The organism is Cellulomonas bogoriensis 69B4 = DSM 16987 (genome assembly GCF_000767165.1).
In the GTDB taxonomy this organism is placed as follows: domain Bacteria; phylum Actinomycetota; class Actinomycetes; order Actinomycetales; family Cellulomonadaceae; genus Actinotalea; species Actinotalea bogoriensis.
The window spans coordinates 1-2,333 of record NZ_AXCZ01000274.1 but is presented as its reverse complement, the minus strand read 5'-3'; the positions used below and the strand labels follow the sequence as shown (position 1 = coordinate 2,333).

At 69.7% G+C, this 2,333-nt stretch carries 3 protein-coding genes; 1 reads left to right on the top strand and 2 read right to left on the bottom strand.

The genetic code is table 11. The features are described 5' to 3' along the window. Positions 1-1,196, top strand: a 1,196-nt coding sequence (locus N869_RS14510; protein ID WP_035062759.1) for a catalase, incomplete at its 5' end; no start/stop codon positions are given. 93 nt (positions 1,197-1,289) lie between these two features. Here N869_RS14510 and N869_RS14505 read toward each other — a convergent pair. Both N869_RS14505 and N869_RS14500 read right to left on the bottom strand, forming a co-directional pair. Then, positions 1,290-1,754: a tRNA (cytidine(34)-2'-O)-methyltransferase gene (locus N869_RS14505; RefSeq protein WP_232229798.1), complete on the bottom strand. Its 465-nt coding sequence runs from the start codon at positions 1,752-1,754 to the stop codon at positions 1,290-1,292. A gap of 29 nt (positions 1,755-1,783) precedes the next feature. Further along, positions 1,784-2,333, bottom strand: a 550-nt coding sequence (locus N869_RS14500) for a substrate-binding domain-containing protein (RefSeq protein WP_035062758.1), incomplete at its 5' end; no start/stop codon positions are given.

The window sequence follows — 2,333 nt, the reverse complement described above, 5'->3', positions numbered from 1 at the left end:
TCAAGTTCCCCGACGTCATCCACTCCCTCAAGCCGGACCCGGTGACGTTCCGCCAGGAGCCGGCACGCATCTTCGACTTCATGTCGCAGACGCCCGAGTCGATGCACATGCTGGTCAACCTGTTCTCCCCGCGCGGCATCCCCGCCAACTACCGGACCCAGCAGGGCTTCGGCGTGAACACCTACAAGTGGGTCAACGCCGAGGGCCTCACCCACCTGGTGAAGTACCACTGGATCCCCAAGGCCGGGGTGAAGAGCCTCACCGAGGCCGACGCCGCCGCGATCCAGGCCGGTGACCTGGGCCACGCCTCGAAGGACCTGTACGAGGCCATCGAGAACGGCGACTACCCCGAGTGGGAGCTGCGTGTGCAGCTCATGAGCGACGACGAGCACCCCGAGCTCGACTTCGACCCGTTGGACGACACCAAGGTGTGGCCCGAGAACCAGTTCCCGCCCAAGACCGTCGGCACGATGGTCCTCAACCGGAACGTGGCGAACCACTTCAACGAGAACGAGCAGATCGCGTTCGGCACCGGCGTGCTGGTCGACGGCCTGGACTTCTCCGACGACAAGATGCTCGTCGGCCGGACGTTCTCCTACTCCGACACCCAGCGGTACCGGGTCGGCCCCAACTACCTGCAGCTGCCGGTCAACCAGCCCAAGGCCCCGGTGCACACCAACCAGCAGGGTGGGCAGATGCAGTACCAGGTCGACTCGACGGGCGGTAACCCGCACGTGAACTACGAGCCGTCCATCACCGGGGGGTTGCGCGAGGCCCAGTACCCCACGCACGACGTGCAGGGCCCGGAGATCGTCGGGCACCTGACCCGTGCCCGCATCCCGCGGACCAACGACTACACCCAGGCCGGTCAGCGCTACCAGCTGATGGAGCAATGGGAGAAGGACGACCTGGTCCACAACCTCGTCGACCTCATCTCCCAGGCCGCCCGTGAGGTCCAGGAGCGCATGGTCTGGCACTTCTACCTGTGCGACGACGAGCTCGGTGCGCGCATCGGCGACGGCCTCGGCATCACGGTCGACGAGGTGCGCGACCTGCCCCCGCTGGCCTCGCAGACGCTGTCCGAGGACGAGCTGGAGCGTCTGAAGAACCTCGGCGCCAACGGCCCGCGGGACGTCACCGACCTGGTGATGACCCACTGCGTGCCCAACGAGCGCGTGGTCCTGGCCAAGGACTGACCGGCTGACACCGGTACGACGCGACTCCGGAGCCCGGGTCCCTGCGGGGGCCCGGGCTCCGGCCGTCTCAGCGACGTCTCATACCGCGACGTCTCATACCGCGCCGTCGAACCCCAGCTGGCGCCACGCCTCGTACACGGCGACGGCCGCGCAGGCGGAGAGGTTCAGCGACCTCCGGCCCGCGAGCATCGGCACCCGCACCCGTTCGGTCACCCGGGGGTGCTCGACCACCTCAGGCGGTAGGCCCGTCGGCTCCGGCCCGAACAGCAGCACGTCGTCCGGCCGGTACTCCACGTCGGTGTGGTGGGCCGTGCCCTGGGTGGTGAACGCCATCACCCTGGAGCCGGGCACCGCGTCCAGTGCCGCGTCGAGGTCGGGGTGGACGGTGACGTGGGCCAGGTCGTGGTAGTCCAGGCCGGCACGTCGCAGACGCGGTTCGCTCATCTCGAAGCCCAACGGCTCCACCAGGTGCAGCCGGGCCCCCGTTGCGGCGGACAGCCGGATGGTCGCCCCGGTGTTCCCGGCGATGCGGGGCTCGAAGAACATCACGTGCAGCACGGGCCCGATCCTCCCATCCGCGACGGGCCTCAGGACCCGGGCGGTGGGGGTGCGGTGCTCTGACGGACCACCAGCTCGGTCGCCAGGTCGATCCGCGGGTTCGGTGGGGGAGCGCCGCGGGACAGGCTCAGCAGCATGCGGGTCGCGGTTCCCGCCATGTCCTGCAGGGGCTGTCGCACCGTGGTCAGGGCGGGGTTGATCCACTCGCTGACCGGCAGGTCGTCGTACCCGATGACCGACAGGTCCTCAGGCACCTTCAGGCCCAGCTCCCGGGCTGCGCGCAGCACCCCCATCGCCTGCAGGTCGCTGCCCGCGAAGATGGCGGTGGGACGGTCGGGGCGGGAGAGCAGGTCCATCCCGTGCCCGTAGCCGCCGCCCACGAAGAAGTCGCCGTTGCGCACCAGGCTCGGGTCCAGGCGGACACCGCCCTCGTCCATCGCCGCCCGGAACCCGTCCACGCGAGCCCGGCTGCACATCACGTCGTTCGGCCCGGTGATCACCGCGATGCGCCGGTGACCCAGGCCCAGCAGGTGGCGCGTCGCCACCAGCCCGCCGTTCCAGTTGGCCGAGCCGACCGTC